Source organism: Metabacillus niabensis (genome assembly GCF_902829255.1).
Classification (GTDB): Bacteria; Bacillota; Bacilli; order Bacillales; family Bacillaceae; genus Metabacillus; species Metabacillus niabensis.
Map to the genome: position 1 here is coordinate 1 of NZ_CADEPK010000035.1, position 3,130 is coordinate 3,130.

The window sequence follows — 3,130 nt, forward strand, 5'->3', positions numbered from 1 at the left end:
ATGTTTTCTGCTGTAATTTTATATGTTAGCTCATCGCCAACTTTTACTTTTTGGCCATCAATTGCTTTACCTTCACTATTAAACACTGCTTTTGCACTGCTTAATTCTCCTGCACTTGAAACAACTTTTGTTTCAGTTGGTGGAGTGGTGATTGGGTTTTCTGGATCTTTTCCTGGTTCATCTGGATCTAATGGTTGGTCTGGATCAAACGCGGTTGCGATGTTTTCAACCGTTGAGTTTAGTGCACCTTCAAGTACTTTCACCTGGAAGGTTACTGTTGCTGTTTCTCCAGCTTTTACAGTTACTGGACTCACCGTTAATTGACCTTCGCTCCATACGTCTTTATCAGCTAATGCTTTCCCGTTCAACGTCGTTGAACCTGAAACAAGCTCTACATTCGCTGGCAATTGATCCTCGATTGTACCATTCCATATACCACCAGTTTCACTATTTTTCGCTTCAATTGTATATGTCACCCTATCTCCAACATTGACAATTTGCTTATCAGCGACTTTTGATAACGTAATATCTGCTGGTACTTTGACATCTGTTCCTGGATTTTGTGGTTCACTTGGTTTTTCTGGATCTTCTGGGTTATCACCCGGTACTGTTCCGTCAACCGTTGCGATGTTCGTGATTTCACCTTTAGCTTCATCTGTTACTGTTATAGTAAAGGCTACCTCTACTTTTTCGCCACCTTTTAGGCTGCCGATATCATCGACTGTTACCACTTGTCCATTCACTGCGCTGTCGTCCTTAGCTTCACCATTCACTGTTAATGTACCTGGTACATAGCTTAGACCTGCTGGAATATCATCGACAACTTTAACGTTGTTGACAATCGTTGTCGCATCTTTAATGTTTTCTGTTGTAATTTTATATGTTAGCTGATCGCCAACTTTTACTTTTTGGCCATCAATTGCTTTTCCTTCACTATTAAACACTGCTTTCGCACTGCTTAATTCTCCTGCACTTGAAACAACTTCTGTTTCAGTTGGTGGAGTTGTGATTGGGTTTTCCGGATCTTTTCCTGGTTCATCTGGATCTAATGGTTGGTCTGGATCATACGCGGTTGCGATGTTTTCAACGGTTGAATTTAATGCACTTTCGAGCACTTTTACTTGGAAAGTGATTGTTGCTGTTTCACCAGCTTTTACTGTCACTGGGCTCACCGCTAATTGTCCTTCGCTCCATACGTCTTCATCAGCTAATGCTGCTCCGTTCAACGTCGTTGAACCTGAAACAAGCTCTACATTTGCTGGTAATGGATCCTCGATTGTACCATTCCATACACCACCAGTTTCTGCATTTTTCGCTTCAATTGTATACGTGACAATATCTCCAACATGGACTGTTTTCTTATCTGCCACTTTAGTTAGCGTGATATCTGCTGGTACTTTTACTTCTGTTCCTGGATCTTGTGGTTCACTTGGCTGTTCTGGATCGCCTGGGTTTTCACCTGGTACTGATCCTTCAACCGTTGCGATGTTCGTAATTTCACCCTTAGCGTCTTCTGTTACCGTTACAGTAAAGGCTACTTCTACTTTTTCGCCACCTTTTAGGCTGCCGATATCATCGACTGTTACCACTTGGCCATTCACTGCGCTGTCGTCTTTTGCTTCGCCATTCACAGTTAACGTGCCTGGTACGTAGCTTAAGCCTTCAGGAATGTCATCAATTACTTTGACATTGTTGACAATTGTTGTCGCAGCTTTGATGTTTTCTGCTGTAATCTTATATGTTAGCTCATCGCCAACTTTTACTTTTTGGCCATCAATCGCATCGCCATTACTATTAAATACAGCTTTGAAGCTATTTAGTTCACCTGCACTTGGAACAACTTCTGTTTTAGTAGGTGTTGTCTCCTCAGGCTCCATTGGCTGTTCTGGATCATGTCCAGTTGCGATATTTTCAATGGTCGTGTTTAACGCATTTTCGAGCACTTTTACCTGGAAGGTAATTGTGGCTGTTTCACCAGCTTTTACAGTCACTGGATTCACCGTTAATTGACCTTCGTTCCATACATCGTCATCAGCTAATGCTGCTCCGTTCAACTCAGTTGAACCTGAAACAAGCTCTACATTTGCTGGTAATGTATCTTTGATCGTACCATTCCATGTTGCGCCAGTTTCTGCATTTGTCGCTTCAATTGTGTACGTGACAATGTCTCCGACATGAACGAATTGTTTATCCGCTACTTTCGACAATTTGATATCAGATTTATTGACTTCAACTTCTTTCGTTGGCTCATCTGGTGTATCGATATTGTCACCGTTAACTGTCGCTTTATTTTGAATCACTTGACCAGCTTGTCCTTGCTTCACTTTCGCATGGAAGGTAACAGTATGCCATTCCGTGTCAGTAACATCTCCAAACTGTCCAGCTAGTTTGCCATCAACAGAATGTCCGTTATCTCCATCTTGACTATCTGTTACGACTGTTCCATCGACTTTTAATGTGCCAGGAATATATTCCAATCCTGCTGGAATTGTATCGGAAATCACAAGATTTTTTACAACACCTTCAGAAACGGTATTACGAGTTTGAATTGTATACTCGATTGTGTCGCCGACTTCAAAGGTGTTCTTGCCTTCTTCTACATTCTTCGCCTCTTTTACCGACTCTAAATCTGGAAGGCGTGGATATACTTTTACTTCTGTTTCTGGTCTATCTGGTGTCTCGAGATTGTCACCTGATATGGTTGCGATATTCTTAATATCCTTACCTGCTTGACCAGATTGTACTTTAACGAGAAATTCGATTTTATGTTCCGCAGTATCTCTTACATCGCCGAATTGTCCAGTGAATATGCCATCTACATAATGACCATCGTCATCATCTTCGGCATCTGATACAGCCACTCCGTCGACTTTCAAGCTACCTGAAACATATTCAAGTCCTGCTGGTAATTTATCTGAAATCACCATATTTTTTACAAGACTATCTTCGACAGTATTTTGTGTCTTGATTGTGTAAAGAAGTGTATCTCCTACTTCAGGATGGTCTGCATCTGTATTTTCTGCTGCTTTTTCCTGAATTGTATACGACTTTTCAGAAACAAGATTTGGCTTTTTCGGTGTTACGTTAACTGTTTCTTCCGGTTTATCCGGGGTAGTGATATTTCCACCTT

General features: G+C 41.3%; 1 protein-coding gene. It reads right to left on the reverse strand.

Annotation, left to right across the window (positions count from 1 at the left end):
* A partial coding sequence (locus HU235_RS06430; protein WP_174879675.1) for an isopeptide-forming domain-containing fimbrial protein occupies positions 1–3,130 on the reverse strand: 3,130 nt, incomplete at both ends.